Origin of the sequence: Pseudomonas sp. PDM22, from assembly GCF_014851965.1 — a bacterium.
In the GTDB taxonomy this organism is placed as follows: Bacteria; Pseudomonadota; Gammaproteobacteria; order Pseudomonadales; family Pseudomonadaceae; genus Pseudomonas.
In genome coordinates, this window is record NZ_JACVAR010000001.1 from 596122 (window position 1) to 611079 (window position 14958).

The 14958-nt window shown below is 65.3% G+C and carries 18 protein-coding genes; 10 read left to right on the top strand and 8 right to left on the bottom strand.

The genetic code is table 11. The features are described from left to right. Positions 1-100 precede the first annotated feature (100 nt). The gene (locus IB255_RS02895; RefSeq protein ID WP_081520150.1) at positions 101-1816 is read left to right on the top strand and encodes a proline--tRNA ligase; all 1716 of its coding nucleotides are present in this window, start codon (positions 101-103) and stop codon (positions 1814-1816) included. Positions 1817-1824: 8 nt separating this feature from the next. Beyond that, a complete protein-coding gene (locus tag IB255_RS02900; RefSeq protein WP_081520149.1) occupies positions 1825-2781 on the top strand; it encodes a hypothetical protein in 957 nt (318 codons plus the stop codon). 3 nt (positions 2782-2784) lie between these two features. On the opposite strand, the gene IB255_RS02905 is transcribed toward IB255_RS02900, so the two are convergent. Both IB255_RS02905 and IB255_RS02910 read right to left on the bottom strand, forming a co-directional pair. Beyond that, positions 2785-3060, bottom strand: coding sequence for an acylphosphatase (locus IB255_RS02905; RefSeq protein WP_081520148.1), 276 nt, complete (start codon positions 3058-3060; stop codon positions 2785-2787). After that, a complete protein-coding gene (locus tag IB255_RS02910; RefSeq protein WP_081520147.1) occupies positions 3060-3530 on the bottom strand; it encodes a TlpA disulfide reductase family protein in 471 nt (156 codons plus the stop codon). The genes IB255_RS02905 and IB255_RS02910 overlap by 1 nt, the downstream gene beginning before the upstream one ends. A gap of 30 nt (positions 3531-3560) precedes the next feature. Here IB255_RS02910 and IB255_RS02915 point away from each other — a divergent pair, with 30 nt between their 5' ends. Both IB255_RS02915 and IB255_RS02920 read left to right on the top strand, forming a co-directional pair. Further along, positions 3561-4970, top strand: coding sequence for a PilZ domain-containing protein (locus tag IB255_RS02915; protein WP_081520146.1), 1410 nt, complete (start codon positions 3561-3563; stop codon positions 4968-4970). A 184-nt stretch (positions 4971-5154) separates the two neighbouring features. Further along, complete coding sequence (locus IB255_RS02920) at positions 5155-5550, top strand: hypothetical protein (RefSeq protein ID WP_081520145.1); 396 nt, start codon at positions 5155-5157, stop codon at positions 5548-5550. A gap of 4 nt (positions 5551-5554) precedes the next feature. On the opposite strand, the gene IB255_RS02925 is transcribed toward IB255_RS02920, so the two are convergent. Both IB255_RS02925 and IB255_RS02930 read right to left on the bottom strand, forming a co-directional pair. Then, positions 5555-5752, bottom strand: coding sequence for a hypothetical protein (locus tag IB255_RS02925; protein WP_081520144.1), 198 nt, complete (start codon positions 5750-5752; stop codon positions 5555-5557). Positions 5753-5909: 157 nt separating this feature from the next. Further along, positions 5910-7139 (bottom strand): YihY family inner membrane protein, encoded by a 1230-nt coding sequence (locus IB255_RS02930; protein ID WP_081520143.1) that lies wholly within the window; start codon positions 7137-7139, stop codon positions 5910-5912. Positions 7140-7264: 125 nt separating this feature from the next. Between IB255_RS02930 and arsC the strand changes: the two genes are divergently transcribed. From arsC to IB255_RS02945, 3 genes are read left to right on the top strand one after another with little or no spacing between them, the layout of a single operon-like run. Beyond that, entirely contained in the window at positions 7265-7618 is a 354-nt protein-coding gene (gene arsC, locus IB255_RS02935; RefSeq protein ID WP_081520142.1) for an arsenate reductase (glutaredoxin), read from the top strand. Further along, positions 7615-8211, top strand: a complete 597-nt coding sequence (gene wrbA, locus IB255_RS02940) for an NAD(P)H:quinone oxidoreductase (protein WP_081520141.1) — start codon at positions 7615-7617, stop codon at positions 8209-8211. Before arsC ends, wrbA begins: the two co-directional genes overlap by 4 nt. Continuing rightward, positions 8212-8661, top strand: a complete 450-nt coding sequence (locus IB255_RS02945; RefSeq protein WP_081520140.1) for a DUF2069 domain-containing protein — start codon at positions 8212-8214, stop codon at positions 8659-8661. 30 nt (positions 8662-8691) lie between these two features. Here the strand turns inward: IB255_RS02945 and hda are convergent, their stop codons facing one another. Both hda and IB255_RS02955 read right to left on the bottom strand, forming a co-directional pair. Beyond that, entirely contained in the window at positions 8692-9396 is a 705-nt protein-coding gene (gene hda / locus IB255_RS02950; protein WP_024764559.1) for a DnaA regulatory inactivator Hda, read from the bottom strand. Between the two features lie 145 nt (positions 9397-9541). After that, positions 9542-10582, bottom strand: coding sequence for a DUF2066 domain-containing protein (locus IB255_RS02955; protein ID WP_081520139.1), 1041 nt, complete (start codon positions 10580-10582; stop codon positions 9542-9544). A gap of 212 nt (positions 10583-10794) precedes the next feature. Here IB255_RS02955 and purM point away from each other — a divergent pair, with 212 nt between their 5' ends. The 3 genes from purM to IB255_RS02970 are packed head-to-tail and all read left to right on the top strand — an operon-like array spanning position 10795 to position 13233. Continuing rightward, positions 10795-11856 (top strand): phosphoribosylformylglycinamidine cyclo-ligase, encoded by a 1062-nt coding sequence (purM, locus tag IB255_RS02960; protein WP_081520138.1) that lies wholly within the window; start codon positions 10795-10797, stop codon positions 11854-11856. Further along, positions 11856-12506, top strand: coding sequence for a phosphoribosylglycinamide formyltransferase (gene purN / locus IB255_RS02965; RefSeq protein WP_081520137.1), 651 nt, complete (start codon positions 11856-11858; stop codon positions 12504-12506). Before purM ends, purN begins: the two co-directional genes overlap by 1 nt. A gap of 10 nt (positions 12507-12516) precedes the next feature. Then, on the top strand, positions 12517-13233 hold the full coding sequence (locus IB255_RS02970) for a DUF3108 domain-containing protein (RefSeq protein WP_081520136.1): 717 nt from the start codon (positions 12517-12519) through the stop codon (positions 13231-13233). A 70-nt stretch (positions 13234-13303) separates the two neighbouring features. On the opposite strand, the gene IB255_RS02975 is transcribed toward IB255_RS02970, so the two are convergent. After that, positions 13304-14242 carry a DUF2167 domain-containing protein gene (locus tag IB255_RS02975; RefSeq protein ID WP_081520135.1) on the bottom strand — a complete coding sequence of 313 codons (939 nt, stop codon included), beginning with the start codon at positions 14240-14242 and terminating at the stop codon, positions 13304-13306. Positions 14243-14397: 155 nt separating this feature from the next. Then, positions 14398-14955, bottom strand: a complete 558-nt coding sequence (locus IB255_RS02980) for a glutathione peroxidase (RefSeq protein ID WP_081520134.1) — start codon at positions 14953-14955, stop codon at positions 14398-14400. Positions 14956-14958 lie beyond the last annotated feature (3 nt).

Below are 14958 nucleotides of genomic sequence, written 5' to 3' on the forward strand. Positions count from 1 at the left end.
CACTCCTCCGTCTCCACCCGCCGCGCGCTGTACGCAGCCAGACCTGCACCGTACAATGCCCAGCCTATATTCCCCTTCGCAACCGACAAAACGGCCAAAGATGCGTACCAGTCAGTACCTGCTGTCCACCCTGAAAGAAACCCCTTCCGATGCGGTCGTCATCAGCCATCAGTTGATGCTGCGCGCCGGCATGATCCGCAAGCTGGCGTCCGGTCTCTATACCTGGCTGCCAATGGGTCTGCGGGTACTGCGCAAGGTGGAGACCATCGTTCGCGAAGAGATGAACGCCGCCGGCGCCCTGGAAGTGCTGATGCCCGCCATCCAGCCCGCCGAACTGTGGCAGGAATCCGGCCGCTGGCAGCAGTACGGTCCCGAGCTGCTGCGCCTGAAGGATCGCCATGACCGCGACTTCTGCGTCGGCCCGACCCACGAGGAAGTGATCACCGACCTCGCGCGCAACGAGCTGAACAGCTACAAGCAGCTGCCGATCAACATGTACCAGATCCAGACCAAGTTCCGTGACGAGATCCGTCCGCGCTTCGGCCTGATGCGCGGCCGCGAGTTCATCATGAAGGACGCCTACTCCTTCCACGCCAGCCAGGACTCGCTGCAGGCGACCTACGACGTCATGTACGGCGCGTACAGCAAGATCTTCACCCGCCTGGGCCTGGACTTCCGCGCCGTGCAGGCCGACAACGGCTCCATCGGCGGCAGCGGCTCCCATGAATTTCACGTACTGGCCGGCTCCGGCGAGGACGACATCGTCTTCGGCGAATCCACCGACTACGCCGCCAACATCGAGAAGGCCGAGGCCCTGCCGCGCGAAACCGCTCGCGGCGCCGCCAGCGAAGAGCTGCGCCTGGTCGACACCCCCGAGACCAAGACCATTGCCGCCCTGGTGGAGAAGTTCGGCCTGCCGATCGAGAAGACCATCAAGACCCTGGTGGTGCACGCCGCCGAGGAAGGCAAGCTGATCGCCCTGATCGTCCGTGGCGACCACGAGCTCAATGAAATCAAGGCCGGCAACCACCCGCTGGTGGCCAGCCCCCTGCAGATGGCCAGCGAAGCGGAGATCAAGGCTGCCATTGGCGCCGCCCCCGGCTCCCTCGGCCCGCTGAACCTGCCGCTGCCCTGCATCATCGACCGCTCCGTGGCGCTGATGAGCGACTTCTCCGCCGGCGCCAACGTCGACGACAAGCACTACTTCGGCGTGAACTGGGAACGCGACCTGCCCGTACCGGAAGTCGCCGACCTGCGCAACGTCGTCGAAGGCGACCCGAGCCCGGACGGCAAGGGCACGCTGGTCATCCGTCGCGGCATCGAAGTCGGCCACATCTTCCAGCTCGGCACCAAGTACAGCGAAGCCATGAAGCTCTCCGTACTGGGCGAGAGCGGCAAGCCGGTCACCCTGATCATGGGCTGCTACGGCATCGGCGTATCCCGCGTGGTCGCCGCCGCCATCGAGCAGAACTACGACGACCGCGGCATCCTCTGGCCGGCCGCCCTGGCGCCCTTCCAGATCGCCATCGTGCCGATGAAGTACGAGAACGAAGCTGTGCGCGCCGCCACCGACAAGCTCTACGCGGACCTCACCGCCGCCGGCTTCGAAGTGCTGCTGGACGACCGCGACAAGAAGACCAGCCCCGGCGTGAAGTTCGCCGACATGGAGCTGATCGGTATCCCGCACCGCATCGTCGTCAGCGAGCGCGGCCTGGACGAAGGCACTCTGGAGTACAAGGGCCGCCGTGACGCCGAGTCGCAGCCTGTCGCCCTGTCCGACCTGCAAGCCTTCATCACGGCCAAGATCCGCAACTGAGCAGAGCGATGTCCACCGGAAGTACCACAAGCCTCGCGGCTGCCGCCCTGTGCGGCAGCCTCCTGCTGAGCGGCTGCGCCAACCAGTTGTCGCAACGCAGCGAGCATGAAGAGCGAGTCGAGCGCAAGTTGCTCGACCACAGCCTGCAGATCGACGTGGGCACGCCGGGCACCCTGGAACTGCCGCAGCGTCGTATCCGCGTGCAGGAACAGAAGACCTTCGAAGTCACAGAGTTCGAGGTCACCCGGCGCTACGACCGCTACACGCCGTATCAGGGCTGGCGCAAGGTCTACGAAATGCCGCTGGGCATCGTCGCCTTCGTCGGCGGCATCGGCGCCAATGTGGTCAACGTGTTCGCACTCGGCAACCTGCCCGAGAGCGTCACCCGCGGCTGGATTCGCTACGGCATAGACGGCATGAACCCGTTCATGAACGTCGAGTCCAACGGCCGCGCCGAGCAGAACCTGGCATCGATCGACGAGAAGCAGCGCGAAAAGCGCACCGAGTACTCCAGCCTGCCCTGGTCAGAGCGCCCGGTGACCGTTACTGCCGGGAAGAACTCCCAGGAACTGCTCACCGACCGCCACGGAGTGCTGCGCCTGAACCTGCTGGAAGGCCCCTTCAGCGACGACGAAGTCAGCCGCATCGGCCGCCTGCAGTTCAGCGTCCAGGACCCTTCGGACGACACCCGCGCCGATGCCAGCCTGCTGGTCAGCCGCTCCCTGCGCGGCAAGTTGCAGGAAGCCCACGCACTGATCTACGACGACCTGGAAGGTGACGATGTGCACCACTGGGTACACCGGGTGAAGCGCCTCTCCGACCTCGGCCTGGAAGAGGAAGCGAGCGAACTGGAACAGAGCCTGATCGAGCTGACCCGCAACGATCCGGAACTGCAGAAGGAATTCCTCCACAGCCTGATGACCGACGCCGGTCGCCTGGCAGCGGACCCCGGCGTCAGCAACTGACGCCTAGCGGCGAACGATGAAGCCGGTGATGCCCTGGGGTGTCATCGGCTGCAACTCCACCGCAGTCACCTTGGCTTTCACCGGGCCGCGCGCCAGCCACTTCTCCAGCTCGCGCACCGCCTCTTCCTCACCTTCGACCAACAACTCGACGCGCCCGTCCTCGAGGTTGCGCACCCAGCCATCGATCTCCAGTCGATCTGCCTGTTCCTGGGTGCTCTGGCGGTAATAGACGCCCTGCACCTTGCCGCTGATGTAGCCGTGCAGACAGATCCTCGCCATCACTGCTCCTCCTCTCGCAATGCGCTCAGTCGCGCCTGCAGGCCGGCGGCGGTCTGCTCGCCGAGCAACTGCTCGCGCATCTTGCCCTCAGGGTCGATGATGTAGGTTACAGGCAGCGCTTCGCTGCGCGGCAGGCTGTAGCGCGGCGCGGGGTCGTCGGCCAGCACGGTGTACTGCACGCCCAGGTCCTGCGAGGCCTTCGCCAGGTCCGCGTCGCGCAGCCCGTCGAAGTTCACCCCCAGCACCCGGAAGCCCTTAGCCTTGCCCTCTTGCGCCAGATGATTCAGCTCGGGAATCTCCTTGCGACACGGCGCACACCACTCCGCCCAGTAATTAATAACTAGCCACTGGCCATCTACACTCGCAGCGGGTACTTTCTGTCCATGCTGATCGGTGCCATAGTCCGCCGAGCAGCCGGCCAGGATCAGGCCGGCCATCAAGCCAATCACAATACGGAGCCGCACTCCCATGCCTTCAATCCTCGTGTATGCGGGGTGGTCATGATGCTCGATGCCCTGCGCCTGGAGGTGCCGGACATCCTCGAAGAAGACGCCGAGGCAATGAGCAACCTGGCGGTCAGGCTCCAGGAATCGCGGCAACAGCCCCTGCAGGAAGGTCTGCAGAGGGCGCTGGGCACGCTGTTCCGCCTCAACCGATGCGCGCTGACCTTACTGGAAAGACAACGCGCCCTGCAAAGCCTCAGCGAAGAATACCGGCATTACGAACGGTTGATTCGCCAGGAAAAGGTGCCGCCAGCGCTCTTCGTACACTTCTGCAGCGAACTCGCCGCCGGCTTCAAGCGCCTGCTGCTGCAGATCCTGCACGGCCGCAAGCCGTCGCGGCCGCACATGGCCTGGTGCCTGTACATGGCCCAGCACTTCCTCGCCCAGGCCCTGCTGCGGCACTACCAGCAATACCAGCAGCCACCGGGCAGCCTGTGGCGCGACAGCCACCTGCTGTACTGGATCGGCGAGCACCAGGAGTGCCTGGACGAACCGGTGGCGGCGGCATTCGACCCGATCCCGGCCGGCACCCTGCGCGGGCTGTACCAGCAGATACTGCTACTGGCCTTGAGTAACCCTTTCCACCTGACCGAGGGCGAAGCCCCCCAGCTGTTTTCAGCCCTGGCGCCGCTGGCCGCACTCGGCCGCCTGCTGCCCTGGGACGACGAGGAACAGGAAGGCTTCGTCGTCGACCTCGGCTCGGACGAGCCTTGCCTTGCAGTCGAACAGGCCGCTGACGCGCCGCCCGATCAACTGCGCCGACTGGAACTGGGCGCCCTGCTGATCGCCCTGCACGACCCGGCGCCGCTACGCCGCCTGGACCAGGGCGTGCTGCTGGAGCGCGTCCGCCACCATTGGCTTGGACACCAGACGCGCCGCCATGAGCGTGCCGAACAGAAGGGTACCTGCCGGGTAGTCGTCGGCCTTCCGGCTATTCAGCAGCACCTGCTGGACAGCTCGACGAGCCCCTGCCGGGAAGCGACGCTGATGGACGCCAGCGCGGGCGGTGCCCGCATCCTCTGCGCCGGCCAGCAGGCCGGGCAGCTGCCGGTCGGCCAGTTGCTGCTGATCCCCGGCAACGGCGGCACGCCAACCCTTGCGGTAGTGCGCTGGCGGCACCTCAACAACGACGGACTGCACCTCGGCCTGCGCTACCTGAAGGGACTGCCCCGTCCGGTCTGGCTGCGCCGCGCACCTGACGCACAGCGTCACCCCGGCGTCCTGCAGAGTACGCCGGAACCGGGCAACGGCTGGTATCACGGGCTCTGGGTAGCCCAGGGGCAGTTCGTCGAAGGCGAGAACCTGTGGCTGCAACTGGCCAGCTTCGACAACCAGACCATCCTGCCGCTGCCCGTCGCCAACCTCAGCACGCCATTGGTAGCTCGCCACCCGCTGCGCCTGGCCTGATTGTCGATTTTGGGAGAGATGTCACAGGCAAGATCGGCAGTAAGCCCGGAATGCCAGGAGACCTCCTCCCTATAATTCGAACGTTCGTCCTGACTTCCGGGACGACTCTCGCTCGCCGACTATTCAGCGGCCTTCAGAATGCGACTGCGCCAAGTACGCCAGCCTCCATCGACAGGACAGCCCGATGCAGCCTACAGACCATCTTGTCAGCAAGGTTCCCAGCCATATTGTCGCCAGCGCACGGCCGGCCAATGCGGCCAACGGGGGACGCCTGGCCGACTTCAATGTCGCGATTTGGCTGCATTTGCCCGGCGTGGCGGACCTGCCGGTGACGCTGCTGCTCAGCTACCGCGATGGCGAGCGCAGCCGGGAAGTGGTGATCGACCATGGCACGATCAACAAGCAGAGCCGCATCCTGCTGTCTGGCGTGGCGCGCCTGGTGTTCTCCCAGCGGATCGAGGACGCGCAGATCAAGCTGCGCGCGGCCATTCCCCTGTCGCGGGTAATCGCCGAGGAAGTCTTCATGCAGGCGGTGGAACAGCAGGCCGGAGCAACACGTCCGGTAGCCACCAGCCTGTGAAGATTCAGCCCAGCTGACGTACCAGCGTGTCGTCGTCCGACGACTCGGCTGCAGCGGGTTCGGCGGCCTCTTGCGAGACGGACGGCAGGAGCGATTCGGGCCAGCTGCTGAACTGCAGACCAGTGATTCTATTCAACCGCTCCAGGGCGCTCGTCAGATCGCGCTGATGCAGGTGCACTACGTTGTTCTGGTCTTTTTTCATGGATTCGCTGGCCTTGGAGGAACTTCTGAAGGACTCCTGTGTCCTGAATCCTCCATAGCCAGAACTGTGCCAATTCTGAAATAGCCAGAAATGGCGCATTTCTGAAGTGGTACAAAGCTGTCAAAGCATCAGATTCGCCGCAAACTGACGTTTTGCGTCACTCGGAATGTGACGGCTTCAACCATTTCGCCAGACTGTCACCGAAAAGCGCCTGACGATCCGCCTGGTAGCGCGCCAGCGTTTCCCGTAATTCCGGGTACCAGGGCTCATCCAGCTCCGCCGGCAGCGCCTCCAGGCAAGGCAGCGGCCAGGGGCTGCGGTTGAGCAGGTGATGCAGGCTGTAGCTGCCCAGGTCGCGGCACAGCACCCAGGCCGCGGTGGTCGAACCGGCACGGCAGACCAGTTGCTCGCCCTCGAGGAAATCCAGCACTTCTTCCCACTCGTCTTCGGGCAGCAGCCAACCGGCGCGGTGCAGATGCACCAGGCGCGTCGGCAGGCCGTGGCGCTGACGGTCGAAGAACACCCGCAGCACGCCAAGGATCACCAGCAGGCGCGGCAGGGCGCGGCGGCGCCAGAGCCGGGTCGAGGACAGGTTGCAGACGAGCTCGGCACCAAACAGCACGATCAGCCACGACAGGTAGACCCAGAGCAGGAACAGCGGCACGGTGGCGAAGGCGCCGTAGATCAGTTTGTAACCAGGGAAGAAGCTCACATAGAAGCCGAACAGCGACTTGGCCGCCTCGAACAGGATCGAGGTGAAGACACCACCCGCCAACGCGTGCAGAAACGGCACCCGCGCGTTGGGCACCGCCGCGTAGATCAGGGTGAAAGCTGCCACGCTGGCCAGCAGCGGCATGAACTTCAGCAACATTGCCGCCCCCGGCAACGCATGGGGGCCTGAGAGCAACGACAGCGACGTAATGTAGGTGGACACGGCGAAGCCGGTGCCCAGCAGCAGCGGACCCAGGCTGAGGATCGCCCAGTACAGCAGGAAGCGAGTCACGCCCCGGCGCGGCTGACGCACGCGCCAGATGGCATTGAAGGCCTTCTCGATGGTCACCAGCATGGTGAAGGCCGTGACCGCCAGGAAAGCCACGCCCAGCCACGTCAGGTGCCGCGCCTGCACGGTGAAATTGCGCAGGTAGGCCTCGACCGCCTCGCCGGTGGACGGCACGAAGTTGCGGAACACGAACAGCTGGATGCGCTCCCCCATGCCCTCGAAGGCCGGAACGGCCGAGAGCATGGCGAAGGTCACGGTCATCATCGGGACGACCGCGAACAGCGTGGTGTAGGTCAGGGCCGCGGCGCTGTTGGGCGCCTTGTCGGCCAGGAAGCGCTGGACCAGATAGCGGCCGAATTCGACCAGGCCCTGCAAGCGTTCGTGCATGAAGTGTCCTTTGGCTGCACTGAAAAAACCGTCCTCGTAGATCGCGGCGAACGACAGCGGTTCAGTCCAGTCCGAGGAGGCGGTTAGAATAGCCGCCACTTCATCGGCCTTGCGAGTCCCGGCACATGAGCCAGATTTCAATTTTCCACAATCCGCGCTGCTCCAAATCCCGTGGTGCCCTCGAATTGCTCGAAGAGCGCGGTATCCAGCCGACCATCGTGCGCTACCTGGAAACCCCGCCCAGCGCCGCCGAACTCAAGGCGCTGCTCGGCAAGCTGGGCATTGGCGCACGTCAGCTGCTGCGTACCGGCGAAGACGAATACAAGGAACTGGACCTGGCCAACCCGGCGCTGGGCGATGACCAGCTGATCCAGGCGATGGTCAGCCATCCGAAGCTGATCGAGCGTCCGATCGTCATCGTCGGCGACAAGGCAGTGATCGGCCGTCCGCCGGAGAAAGTGCTGGAGATCCTGCCTTGAGCGCGCCCTATATCCTGGTCCTGTACTACAGCCGCCACGGCGCCACCGCCGAAATGGCGCGGCAGATCGCCCGTGGCGTCGAGCAGGGCGGGCTGGAAGCGCGCGTGCGCACGGTGCCGGCGGTTTCCACCGAGTGCGAAGCCGTTGCCCCGGATATCCCGGCCGAAGGCGCGCTCTATGCCACCCTGGATGACCTGAAGGATTGCTCGGGCCTCGTCCTCGGCAGCCCGACCCGCTTCGGCAACATGGCCGCGCCGCTCAAGTACTTCCTCGACGGCACCAGCAGCCTGTGGCTGACCGGTGGCCTGGTGGGCAAGCCGGCGGCTGTGTTCACCTCCACCGCCAGCCTGCACGGCGGCCAGGAAACCACCCAGCTGTCGATGATGCTGCCGCTGCTGCACCACGGCATGATCATCACCGGCATCCCCTACAGCGAGCCCGCCCTCCTGGAAACCCGCGGCGGCGGCACGCCTTATGGCGCCAGCCACTTCGCTACGGCCGACGGCAAGCGCAGCCTGGACGAACACGAAATCACCCTGTGCCGCGCGCTGGGCAAGCGCCTGGCCGAAGTCGCCCGCAAACTGGAGAGCTGAATGGCCCGCAAGAACAAACCGCTGCCGCCCATGGAATGGCTAAAACCCCGGCTGGCCGCCAGCCGCGCGGTCGCCCTCGGCAGCTTCATCGGGCTGATGCTGCTCATCGTCATCTGGGACGTGCTGTTTGCCGACGCCCACGGTGGCGCGCACTGGGTGCCGTGGGCCTTCCTCGGCTTCAAGCTGCTACCGCTGCTGGTGGTGGCGCCGGGAATCCTGATCGGCAGCGCGCGTGGCCACGCCTGGGCGTGCTACGTGATCAACCTGTACTTCATCCTCGGCGTGCTCAACGCCTTCGATCCCAACCACGCCATCTTCGGCTGGGCGGAGATCATCCTCAGCGTGTCGCTGTTCTGTTCGGCGCTGATGTACACGCGCTGGCGCTTCCAGTACGACCGCAAACTGGCGGGCGAAGGCCAGGAGCCACAACAGGAAGCGACGAGCGCCTGATCGGAAACCGCAAATCGGGGAGACCGGGGCTTACCAGCCCATGGTTTCCTTGAGGAAGGGAATGGTCAGCTTGCGCTGGGCCTGCAGCGAGGCCTTGTCCAGTTCGTCCAGCAGGTCGAAGAGGAACTGCATGCTGCGCGCGCCGCGAGTGAGGATGAAGCGTCCCACTTCGTCGGTCAGGTGCAGGCCCCGGCGCGAAGCGCGCAGCTGAAGGGCGCGCAGCTTCTCGTCGTCGGTCAGCGGGTGCAGCTGGAAGATCAGCGAGAGGGTCAGGCGGGATTTCAGGTCCGGCAGCTTCACCCCCAGCTCGCGCGGCGATACCGAGGCCGACAGCAGCAGCTTGCGACCGGAATCGCGCAGGCGGTTGAACAGGTGGAACAGCGCCTCTTCCCACTCGCGCTTGCCGGCCAGGGCGTCAAGATCGTCCAGGCACACCAGCTCGCGCTGCTCCAGGTTGTCGAAGATTTCCGGACCGTAGGCCACGAGGTCTGCCATCGGCAGGTAGACCGACGGCTCCCCCAACTGCTCGGAGCGAATGCAGGCAGCCTGCAGCAGGTGGCTGCGGCCCACGCCCTCGGCGCCCCAGAGATAGATCAGGCTTTCCGTCCACCCCGCCTCGGGCTCGCACAGACGCTCGACATAGCCGAGCGCCGCGGCGTTGGCACCGGGGTAGTAGTTGGCGAACGTTGCGTCATCGCGCAGACGTACGCTGAGTGGGAGCTGCATAGGAGTCATGCCGGGCCGGGCGTTTCTTCAATCGCTTGGGGTGGGCCTTGGTGACTGAAAGTTTATCCAAATCAGAAGGATAACGCAGCTACCACGTGCGACTCAGAGCCATCGGCGCCGGGAAGCGGGACTTTGCCCGCTTCCGGAGCGCTCGTCACCAGTGGAAGCGCAGGGTGTTCTGGGCCGGAACGGCTGCGTTCGGTACCGGCTGGCCATTGGCGTCGACCGCCGGTTGCGCCGGCTCGGCCGGGGCTTCCTGCAGGCGGGCCAGCGCCAGTTGCGCACGCAGTTGCTCGGTGCTGGCAGTCACGCGGTAGACGAGCTTGTTACCCTGGACTTCCACCAGCTTGGCGCCCATCGGCTCCAGCAGGCGCGAGACTTCGGCGTAACGGGCCAGGTCGGCGCCCTCGATCTGCAGGACCTGGGCCGAAGCCGAGCCTGCCGAACCGACGAAACGCTGCGACAGACGCTGCGACACACCGAGCATCACCGCATCGGCCAGCGCGTCCGGGGTATCGCCCTGGGCCTGGCCCTGTTCACGGCTGTCGCCCATCCACACGCGCCAGGTGGCGGTCCACTTGCCGTCGGCTTCCTTGGCGTCCACCGCCAGCAGGGCATCGGCGCCGTAGCGCTCGGAGGCGGCCTGCAGCGCGTCCGGCTGGGCCGCGTTGAGGTTCTCGGGGGTGCCGACCTGCTGCTCGCCGAGGTCGGCCATCGGCAGGCGCAGCGGCAGTCCGCGGCGCTGGGCCGCACGGTTCAGCGGGGCGGAGGCTTCCTGACTGTCGCCCACCAGGCTGCTGCCGTTGGCGCTTTCGTTCAGCCACCAGGCCAGCACGCTCGGCCGGCTGGCACCCCACACCGGCAGTCCGGCCTGGCGCAGGGCGTTGTCGGTGGCGGTCGGATCGAAGTCCACCACCAGCGCCATGGGCGGGCCGTTCTCGAAGCCGTACTGGCTGATCAGTTGCTGCGGGTCCTTGAAGTAGCCGACCAGCGCCGGGCTCTGTGCGGCGCTGGCGTTGCCGGTCAGGCGCAGCACCAGGGTCTGCAGGGCACGGGTCAGGCCGGCATTGCGCTCGTCCGGCTGCTGGGAAGCGACCGGTTCGTGCACCTGGTACAGGTTGCCCAGCGTTTCAGCGAAGGACGGCAGGCTGAACAGCGACAGGCAGAGGATCAACAGGCGGGCGGTCAGGCGCATGGCGGGCTCTCGCGGCAAAAACGAAGATGCCAGCGTGCAACGAGCTGGCAAGGAAGGCCTATACCTTAAACAGCCGTCCGGCCAGCGGCAACAGCGCGAGATGGCCGCTGCCGGGCAAGCCTGATAAAATCCCGCGCCTCCCGCGCAGGCCGGGAAGCGCGAACGGCGCACCCGGCGGCAAGACGAATCATCCCTTCTATAGGCCTGGATTTATGAGCAACAAGCAACCCTCGTTGAGCTACAAGGACGCCGGTGTGGACATCGACGCCGGCGAAGCCCTGGTCGAACGCATCAAAGGCGTCGCCAAGCGCACCGCGCGTCCGGAAGTCATGGGCGGCCTGGGTGGCTTTGGCGCTCTTTGCGAAATCCCGGCCGGTTACAAGCAGCCCGTACTGGTCTCCGGTACCGACGGCGTCGGCACCAAGCTGCGCCTGGCACTGAACCTGAACAAGCACGACAGCATCGGCCAGGACCTGGTCGCCATGTGCGTGAACGACCTGGTCGTGTGCGGCGCCGAGCCGCTGTTCTTCCTCGACTACTACGCCACCGGCAAGCTCAATGTCGACGTGGCCGCCACCGTGGTCACCGGCATCGGTGCCGGCTGCGAGCTGGCTGGCTGCTCCCTGGTCGGTGGTGAAACCGCCGAGATGCCGGGCATGTACGAAGGCGAAGACTACGACCTGGCCGGCTTCTGCGTCGGCGTGGTGGAAAAGTCCGAGATCATCGACGGCTCGAAAGTGGTCGCCGGCGACGCCCTGATCGCCCTGCCCTCCTCCGGCCCGCACTCCAACGGCTACTCGCTGATCCGCAAGATCATCGAGGTCTCCGGTGCCGACATCGAATCCACCCAGCTGAACGGCCAGCCCCTGGCCGATCTGCTGATGGCCCCGACCCGCATCTACGTGAAGCCGCTGCTGCAGTTGATCAAGCAGACCGGCGCGGTCAAGGCCATGGCCCACATCACCGGCGGCGGCCTGCTGGACAACATCCCGCGCGTTCTGCCGGACAACGCCCAGGCCGTGGTTGACGTAGCCAGCTGGCAGCGCCCGGCGGTCTTCGACTGGCTGCAGGAAAAAGGCAACGTCGACGAGACCGAAATGCACCGCGTGCTGAACTGCGGCGTGGGCATGGTCATCTGCGTTGCACAGGATCAGGTCGAGGCTTCCCTGAAGGCCCTGCGTGACGCCGGCGAACAGCCGTGGGTCATCGGCCGCATCGACGCTTGCGCCGCCGACGCCGAGCGCGTGGTCCTGAACAACCTGAAAGGTCACTGATGTCCACACCTTGCAATGTCGTGGTGCTGATTTCCGGCTCCGGCAGCAACCTGCAAGCCCTGATCGACAGTCTCGCCGGCGCTGACACGCCGGCGGTGATCCGCGCGGTGATCTCCAACCGCGCGGACGCCTATGGCCTGGAGCGTGCGCGAAAGGCCAACATCGAGACTCGCTTCCTCGACCACAAGTCCTACGCCGACCGCGAAAGCTTCGACGCCGCGCTGATCCAGGCCATCGACGGCTTCGACGCCGATCTGGTGCTGCTCGCCGGCTTCATGCGCATCTTGAGCGCGGACTTCGTGCGTCACTACCAGGGCCGCCTGCTGAACATCCATCCGTCCCTGCTGCCCAAGTACAAGGGCCTGCACACCCACCAGCGTGCGCTGGAGGCTGGCGACGCCGAGCACGGCTGCAGCGTGCACTTCGTCACCGAGGAACTTGATGGCGGTCCGCTGGTCGTACAGGCGGCAATCCCGGTAGAGTCTGACGACACGCCGGAAACGCTGGCACAGCGCGTTCACGTGCAGGAACATGTGATCTATCCGCTGGCCATGCGCTGGTTCGCCGAAGGCCGAGTCAGGCTGGGTGAACATGGCGCCACGCTGGATGGGGAGCTTCTGCCCGCATCCGGCCATTCGTACCGAACCTAGGAGATTCGTGATGCGTAGAGCCCTGCTGTTCCTGATGGCTGTACTGACCCTGCCGGCCCAGGCTTTCGAGCTGAAGCCGTTCGAGGCCAGCTACACCGCCGACTGGAAACAGATGCCGATCAGCGGGACCGCTTCCCGCAGCCTCAAGCAAGGCGACGGCGGCCGCTGGGAACTGGACTTCAAGGCGTCCATGCTGCTCGCCAGCCTCACCGAGACCAGCACGTTCAAGGTCGAGAACGACACCTACCTGCCGCTGACCTACCGCTGGGCCCGCGAAGGCCTGGGCAAGAACAAGCAGACCGAGCTCGATTTCGACTGGGCCGAGAAGCAGGTGCTGGGCAGCGACCGTGGCGACCAGGTGCGCCAGCCGCTGAACAAGGGCCAGCTGGACAAGTCCACCTACCAGCTCGCGCTGCAGCATGACGTGGCTGTCGGCAAGAAGGCCATGAGCTACCAGGTGATCGAGGGTACCGATACCGATACCTACGACTTCCGCGTGCTCGGCGAAGAAAAGGTCCGCACCCAGGCCGGCCTGATCACCGCGATCAAGGTGGAGCGCGTGCGCGACCCCACCAAGAGCAACCGCAAGACCATCCTCTGGTTCGCCAAGGATTGGGACTTCCTCCTCGTGCGCCTGTACCAGCAGGAGTCCGACGGCAAGGAATACCAGATCATGCTCAAGGAAGGCACCGTGGGCGGCAAGGCCGTCCAGGGCGAGAAAGGCTGATCCTTCAGCGCAAAAGAAAAAGCCGGGCAGATGCCCGGCTTTTTTGTGCCGCGAAACCCGGGTCGGCGAATCAGCCCTCGTTTGACGGCTTGCGCTTGAAGCGGCGGGCGATCCAGCCGATGGCCAGGGCCGGAACGATCCACAACTTCTTCAGCAGGACCAGCAGGGTGGCGAACAGGCCGACCTTGGCGGCGACCTTGCCGGCAATCAGCGCGCCCAGGCCATAGGCAGCAACCTTGTCGACGCTGGGGTTGAAGTCGACATAGCGGCTGCCCGGGTTGAACTCGGTCATCGCCAGCACCTTGCTGACGTTCTTCTCGATTTCCGGCAGCTGCTCCATGCCCGCGACGAAGTTCAGCACCAGCACGCCTTTGCGGCCCAGTGCACGGATGTTGTAGTTCAGCGTGTGTTCCTTGGCGTCGCCGAACTGCAGCTCCTTGGCCCAGTACAGCTTCTTCTCCGCGGCGTCATAGCGCGGCGGCGCGGCCCAGCCGATCAGCTGGATCGCCTCGAAGCCCTGCTGCTCGCGCTGCGGGTTGGCTTCCTTGAGGTCGTCCTGCATGTCCTTGAGCATCTCGGCGTAGTCGATCTTCGCCGCATCCTCGTCGGAAACGTAGCCGCTCTCCTCGTACTGCACGGTCACCGCCCAGGACTCGGCGTCGAAGGGCGACACGCCGGCCGGCATCAGCATGCCCAGCGGCGGCTCGTCGTTGGGCGGGTTGCCCCATGCCTCGAGGACGCGCTCGGCATCCTTGCCGTCGAGGAAGACGAAATTGTCCGGCAGGTCGAAGGTCGCGAGGTTATCGCCGACCACCACCTTGCCCTTCTGGAAGTGCAGACTGGCGACGAAGGTCTCGGGCGACATCTCCTCGTCCGACTCGGCGGCGGGAGCGGGAGCAGCGGCAGCCGCGGGGGCTTCGCTCTGGTTGGAAGTGGCGGGAGCGGCGAACGCCGGGGCGGCGACAGCCTGTGCGAGCAAGGCAGCCAGGAAGAGGGCTTTGCCATCCATAGGGTGAATCTCCTGAATCGTATCCATGACATCGACGGCCAATTGCAGTGCCGCCGGGCCCGAATTGTCGCACTCCAGCGTCGAACCTGTAACAGGAAATTTCACTTCCGCCGCTCTGGCGCAAGGAAAAGCCGGGCATGGGCCCGGGCTACACCTCAGGGCTGGCTGGCGATAGCCTTCTCGATCGCCGCCTGCAGCTGCGGATCGTCCGGTTTGGTCAGGCTGGAAAACTGCGCCACCACCTTGCCCTGGCGGTCCACCACGTACTTGAAGAAGTTCCAGCGCGGCACCTGGTCGGCCTGCTGGGCGAGGTCCTTGAACAGCGGGATCGCCTCGTCGCCGCTGACGTGCTGCACCGAGGTCATGTTGAAGGTCACACCATAGTTGCCGTAGCAGACCTTGGCGGTCTCGGCGGCATCGGCGTCTTCCTGCTTGAAGTCGTCGGAGGGCACGCCAAGCACTTCCAGGCCCTGCCCCTTGTACTGCTGGTAGACCGTCTCGAGGCCCTTGAACTGCGGAGTGAAGCCGCAGTGGCTGGCGGTGTTCACCACCAGCAGCGGCTTGCCGGCGTACAGTTCGCAGAGATCGAGGCTGTCCTTGGAGCGCAGCTTGGGCAATTCGCCCTGGGTCTTGAGCAGCGCCGGGCAGTCGGCGGCCTGTGCGGCCATCGGCAGCAGCAGGGTCAGGGCGAGCAGGGAAAGACGTGGGCGCATCGT

Excerpts from the sequence above, each read along its gene's own strand:
- IB255_RS02895 (WP_081520150.1), top strand. The coding sequence starts at position 101 with ATGCGTACCAGTCAGTACCTGCTGTCCACCCTGAAAGAAACCCCTTCC.
- IB255_RS02900 (WP_081520149.1), top strand. The coding sequence starts at position 1,825 with ATGTCCACCGGAAGTACCACAAGCCTCGCGGCTGCCGCCCTGTGCGGC.
- IB255_RS02905 (WP_081520148.1), bottom strand. The coding sequence starts at position 3,060 with ATGGCGAGGATCTGTCTGCACGGCTACATCAGCGGCAAGGTGCAGGGC.
- IB255_RS02910 (WP_081520147.1), bottom strand. The coding sequence starts at position 3,530 with ATGGGAGTGCGGCTCCGTATTGTGATTGGCTTGATGGCCGGCCTGATC.
- IB255_RS02915 (WP_081520146.1), top strand. The coding sequence starts at position 3,561 with ATGATGCTCGATGCCCTGCGCCTGGAGGTGCCGGACATCCTCGAAGAA.
- IB255_RS02920 (WP_081520145.1), top strand. The coding sequence starts at position 5,155 with ATGCAGCCTACAGACCATCTTGTCAGCAAGGTTCCCAGCCATATTGTC.
- IB255_RS02925 (WP_081520144.1), bottom strand. The coding sequence starts at position 5,752 with ATGAAAAAAGACCAGAACAACGTAGTGCACCTGCATCAGCGCGATCTG.
- IB255_RS02930 (WP_081520143.1), bottom strand. The coding sequence starts at position 7,139 with ATGCACGAACGCTTGCAGGGCCTGGTCGAATTCGGCCGCTATCTGGTC.
- arsC (WP_081520142.1), top strand. The coding sequence starts at position 7,265 with ATGAGCCAGATTTCAATTTTCCACAATCCGCGCTGCTCCAAATCCCGT.
- IB255_RS02945 (WP_081520140.1), top strand. The coding sequence starts at position 8,212 with ATGGCCCGCAAGAACAAACCGCTGCCGCCCATGGAATGGCTAAAACCC.
- hda (WP_024764559.1), bottom strand. The coding sequence starts at position 9,396 with ATGACTCCTATGCAGCTCCCACTCAGCGTACGTCTGCGCGATGACGCA.
- IB255_RS02955 (WP_081520139.1), bottom strand. The coding sequence starts at position 10,582 with ATGCGCCTGACCGCCCGCCTGTTGATCCTCTGCCTGTCGCTGTTCAGC.
- purM (WP_081520138.1), top strand. The coding sequence starts at position 10,795 with ATGAGCAACAAGCAACCCTCGTTGAGCTACAAGGACGCCGGTGTGGAC.
- purN (WP_081520137.1), top strand. The coding sequence starts at position 11,856 with ATGTCCACACCTTGCAATGTCGTGGTGCTGATTTCCGGCTCCGGCAGC.
- IB255_RS02970 (WP_081520136.1), top strand. The coding sequence starts at position 12,517 with ATGCGTAGAGCCCTGCTGTTCCTGATGGCTGTACTGACCCTGCCGGCC.
- IB255_RS02975 (WP_081520135.1), bottom strand. The coding sequence starts at position 14,242 with ATGGATGGCAAAGCCCTCTTCCTGGCTGCCTTGCTCGCACAGGCTGTC.
- IB255_RS02980 (WP_081520134.1), bottom strand. The coding sequence starts at position 14,955 with ATGCGCCCACGTCTTTCCCTGCTCGCCCTGACCCTGCTGCTGCCGATG.